Origin of the sequence: Geobacillus sp. ZGt-1, from assembly GCF_001026865.1 — a bacterium.
Lineage (GTDB): Bacteria > Bacillota > Bacilli > Bacillales > Anoxybacillaceae > Geobacillus > Geobacillus thermoleovorans.
Genome location: NZ_LDPD01000002.1, coordinates 3519 through 7871 on the forward strand (window position 1 = coordinate 3519; position 4353 = coordinate 7871).

Genomic DNA, 4353 nt, shown 5'->3' on the forward strand with positions numbered 1-4353 from the left:
AAACGGCGTCCGCTTGATTTCGGTTGTCATGAACGCGAAAGATGCGAGTGGGAAAACAACAAAAGAGGCGCGCTTTAAAGAGACAGAAAAACTATTTAACTACGGATTCAACCAATACTCCCTCGAGACGCTTTATCCAAAAGGGTACCAGCTGAAAGGAAAAGAAACACTTCCGGTCGTGAAAGGGAAAGAAAAAGAGGTTCGTGTCGCGACAGGAAAGAATCTGGATCTGCTTGTGAAAAACGGCGAGGAAAAACAATACAAACCTGTATATGTGTTGGACAAGAAAAAAATGACAAAAGAAGGAAAGCTAGTCGCCCCTTTGAAAAAAGGGGAAACGGTTGGATATATGACGCTCGAATATAAAGGGGACGACTCCCTTGCCTTCTTAAGCCCGGACATGCAAAAAAACATCCGGGTGCCGCTCGTTACGACAACCGAGGTGGAGAAAGCCAACTGGTTCGTTCTTTCGATGCGCGCGGTCGGCGGACTGTTTGTTGATTTATGGACAAGCGTCGCCAAAACAGTGAAAGGCTGGCTGTAAAATCGACTCCCCTTGATGGGGAGCTTTTTTCCATTGTGATTTTTGTAAAAATTGAGGTAAAATAAAACAGTGGAATCGTCCTTTTGCATGCCTCGCAAAGCATAAGGATTAGGAATAGGGGGAATCAACGTTGGCATTGACAGGTACGGACCGCGTCAAACGCGGCATGGCGGAAATGCAAAAAGGCGGCGTCATCATGGACGTCGTGAACGCAGAACAGGCGAAAATCGCTGAAGCGGCAGGGGCTGTCGCGGTTATGGCGCTCGAGCGCGTCCCGGCGGACATTCGCGCCGCTGGCGGTGTCGCGCGCATGGCCGACCCGACGGTGATCGAAGAAGTGATGAACGCCGTTTCGATCCCAGTCATGGCGAAAGTGCGGATCGGTCACTATGTTGAGGCGCGTGTCTTAGAGGCGCTTGGTGTCGACTACATTGACGAAAGCGAAGTATTAACGCCGGCTGATGAGGAGTTCCATATTGACAAACGGCAGTTTACCGTTCCATTTGTGTGCGGTTGCCGCGATTTAGGGGAAGCGGCGCGCCGCATTGCAGAAGGGGCATCGATGTTGCGGACGAAAGGAGAGCCGGGGACAGGCAACATCGTTGAGGCCGTGCGCCATATGCGCAAAGTGAACGCGCAAATTCGCAAAGTCGTCAACATGAGCGAAGATGAGCTTGTCGCTGAGGCGAAACAGCTCGGGGCTCCGGTTGAGGTGCTGCGCGAGATCAAGCGGCTTGGCCGCCTGCCGGTCGTCAACTTTGCCGCCGGCGGTGTCGCGACACCGGCTGACGCTGCCTTGATGATGCACTTGGGTGCGGACGGTGTCTTTGTTGGGTCTGGCATTTTCAAATCGGAAAATCCGGAAAAATACGCGCGCGCGATCGTAGAGGCGACGACTCATTACGAAGACTATGAATTGATCGCACACTTGTCGAAAGGATTGGGCGGCGCGATGCGCGGCATCGATATCGCGACATTGTTGCCGGAGCACCGGATGCAAGAACGCGGCTGGTAAGCTAAATAAAGGAGCAAAGCAACGATGAAAATAGGTGTACTTGGACTGCAAGGAGCTGTGCGGGAGCATGTTCGCGCCATTGAGGCGTGCGGCGCCGAGGCGGTCATCGTGAAAAAGCCGGAGCAGCTTGAAGGGTTGGACGGTCTTGTGCTGCCGGGCGGCGAAAGCACGACGATGCGGCGGCTCATCGACCGCTATGGGCTGATGGAGCCGCTCAAGCAATTTGCCGCTGCCGGCAAGCCGATGTTCGGCACGTGCGCCGGACTCATTTTGCTGGCGAAGCGAATTGTCGGCTATGACGAGCCACATTTAGGATTAATGGACATTACAGTCGAGCGGAACTCGTTCGGTCGGCAGCGGGAAAGCTTTGAGGCGGAGCTGTCGATTAAAGGCGTCGGCGATGGCTTTGTCGGCGTCTTCATCCGCGCTCCGCATATCGTGGAGGCCGGGGACGGGGTCGATGTCTTGGCGACATACAATGACCGCATTGTCGCCGCTCGACAAGGACAGTTTCTTGGCTGCTCGTTCCACCCAGAGCTGACCGACGATCATCGATTGATGCAATACTTCCTCAACATGGTCAAAGAAGCGAAAATGGCGTCAAGCCTCAAGTAAAGTGATCAAGCGAAAGCGATGAGAGGAACGAGTAGCGGGATGCCTTCCTTATCAGAGAGCCGGTGGGCGGTGCGAACCGGCAGGGAGCTCCTGTGAATCCATCCTCGAGCAAAACGTTGAACGCCCAAAGGGCCAGTAGGCGTTTTCGGCCGCCGCCGTTAACGGCAAAAGGGGAAGGCATAGCAAGCCTTCAATAAGGGTGGCACCGCGGGATGGCTCCCGTCCCTTTTTTGGGACGGGGGCTTTTTTATGTATAATATTGAATGGAAAAGGAGGTAAAAGCCATGCTGGATGTGAAAATATTGCGCACCCAGTTTGAAGAAGTGAAAGAAAAACTAATGCAGCGCGGCGGGGATTTGACGAACATCGACCGCTTTGAACAATTGGACAAAGACCGCCGCCGCTTGATCGCGGAAGTCGAAGAGCTGAAAAGCAAGCGCAACGATGTGTCGCAGCAAATCGCTGTCCTAAAGCGCGAGAAAAAGGACGCCGAGCCGCTGATTGCCCAAATGCGCGAAGTCGGTGACCGCATTAAACGGATGGATGAACAAATTCGCCAGCTTGAGGCGGAACTCGACGACTTGTTGTTGTCAATTCCAAACGTGCCGCACGAATCAGTGCCGATCGGCCAATCAGAAGAGGACAATGTGGAAGTGCGGAGATGGGGAGAGCCGCGTTCGTTTTCCTTTGAGCCGAAGCCGCATTGGGAAATCGCCGATCGGCTCGGTTTGCTCGACTTTGAGCGAGCCGCCAAAGTGGCGGGAAGCCGATTTGTCTTTTATAAAGGGTTAGGAGCGCGGCTTGAGCGGGCGCTCATCAACTTTATGCTTGACATCCATCTCGATGAATTCGGTTACGAAGAAGTGTTGCCGCCATATTTAGTGAACCGGGCGAGCATGATCGGAACCGGACAGTTGCCGAAATTTGCCGAGGATGCGTTCCATTTGGACAGCGAAGATTATTTCCTCATTCCGACCGCTGAGGTGCCGGTGACGAACCTGCACCGCGACGAAATTTTGGCCGCAGATGATTTGCCGATTTACTATGCGGCCTACAGCGCCTGCTTCCGCGCGGAAGCCGGGTCGGCCGGCCGCGACACGAGAGGGCTGATCCGTCAGCATCAGTTCAATAAAGTCGAGCTGGTAAAGTTCGTAAAGCCGGAGGACTCGTACGATGAATTGGAAAAGCTGACGCGCCAGGCAGAGACGATTTTGCAACGGCTCGGGCTTCCGTACCGCGTTGTCGCCTTGTGCACCGGAGACCTTGGATTCTCGGCGGCGAAAACGTACGATATTGAAGTTTGGCTGCCAAGTTACGGAACGTACCGGGAAATTTCGTCGTGCAGCAACTTTGAGGCGTTTCAAGCGCGCCGTGCCAACATCCGCTTCCGTCGGGATCCAAAAGCGAAACCGGAGTACGTGCATACATTAAACGGTTCGGGGCTAGCCATTGGGCGGACGGTCGCCGCCATTTTGGAAAACTACCAGCAAGAAGACGGCTCGGTCATCGTTCCGGAAGCGCTTCGTCCTTACATGGGGAATCGGGACGTCATTCGCTGAAAAAAAGGTGCTTGAGGCAAATCGTTGGTTGACTTTTCCCGACTGCCGTGTTATAGTGAATGACGTTGGCAATGAGGAACAAGAAGTCTTGTTCTTGGCCAAGACGATGATGAAGAGGACTGACGCGCATAAGAGGAGATTGTCATCTGAAACGGCTGACCGCCGAAAGCCGTTTCCCATCATAAAAAAACCCGCCGTTGACCGGCGGGTTTTTTATGCCTTTATTTTTTTACAACAGTAAATTGATCAGCGATCAGCAGCCAGTTTTGTGGAAAATCAATGCCAAGTTTCCAATAGCTGACCCCGCGCAAACCAAGTTCCTTCACGAGATTAAATTTTGCTTGAATGGAGCGGGCGTCCTCAAACCATACTTCATGCTCGCGTCCGTTTTCGTCGCGATAGCGAAAATGCGGTGCCTGCGCCTCCGTATCGTATTCGATGGCAACGTTATACTTTGCGGCGAGGGCGATGGCTTGCTGCGGGCTGATGGCCTGGGCGTACGGGCCGCCGGGTACATATGGCAGCGTCCAGTCGTAGCCATACAAGTTTTGCCCCATCAAAATTTTTCCGGCTGGCATTTCAGAGATGGCGTACTCGAGAACGCGGCGGACCGGACCGAT

Annotated in this window: 4 protein-coding genes, 1 pseudogene and 1 other annotated feature; of the genes and pseudogenes, 4 read left to right on the forward strand and 1 reads right to left on the reverse strand. The window is 53.7% G+C overall.

Going from position 1 to position 4353, the window contains the following annotated elements; translation table 11 throughout:
• The 4 genes and pseudogenes from VU18_RS18545 to serS form a co-directional block, all read left to right on the forward strand.
• Positions 1 to 544 (forward strand): annotated as a pseudogene (locus VU18_RS18545) (D-alanyl-D-alanine carboxypeptidase); the annotation flags it as partial.
• A 130-nt stretch (positions 545 to 674) separates the two neighbouring features.
• Positions 675 to 1559: a pyridoxal 5'-phosphate synthase lyase subunit PdxS gene (pdxS, locus tag VU18_RS00055; protein WP_011229527.1), complete on the forward strand. Its 885-nt coding sequence runs from the start codon at positions 675 to 677 to the stop codon at positions 1557 to 1559.
• 24 nt (positions 1560 to 1583) lie between these two features.
• Positions 1584 to 2174, forward strand: a complete 591-nt coding sequence (gene pdxT, locus VU18_RS00060; RefSeq protein WP_011229528.1) for a pyridoxal 5'-phosphate synthase glutaminase subunit PdxT — start codon at positions 1584 to 1586, stop codon at positions 2172 to 2174.
• A gap of 9 nt (positions 2175 to 2183) precedes the next feature.
• Positions 2184 to 2404, forward strand: a binding site (T-box leader).
• A gap of 54 nt (positions 2405 to 2458) precedes the next feature.
• Entirely contained in the window at positions 2459 to 3733 is a 1275-nt protein-coding gene (serS, locus tag VU18_RS00065) for a serine--tRNA ligase (RefSeq protein ID WP_011229529.1), read from the forward strand.
• Positions 3734 to 3954: 221 nt separating this feature from the next.
• On the opposite strand, the gene VU18_RS00070 is transcribed toward serS, so the two are convergent.
• Positions 3955 to 4353 (reverse strand): glycosyl hydrolase family 18 protein (locus tag VU18_RS00070; RefSeq protein ID WP_047757466.1); only part of this gene is annotated, 399 nt, incomplete at its 5' end.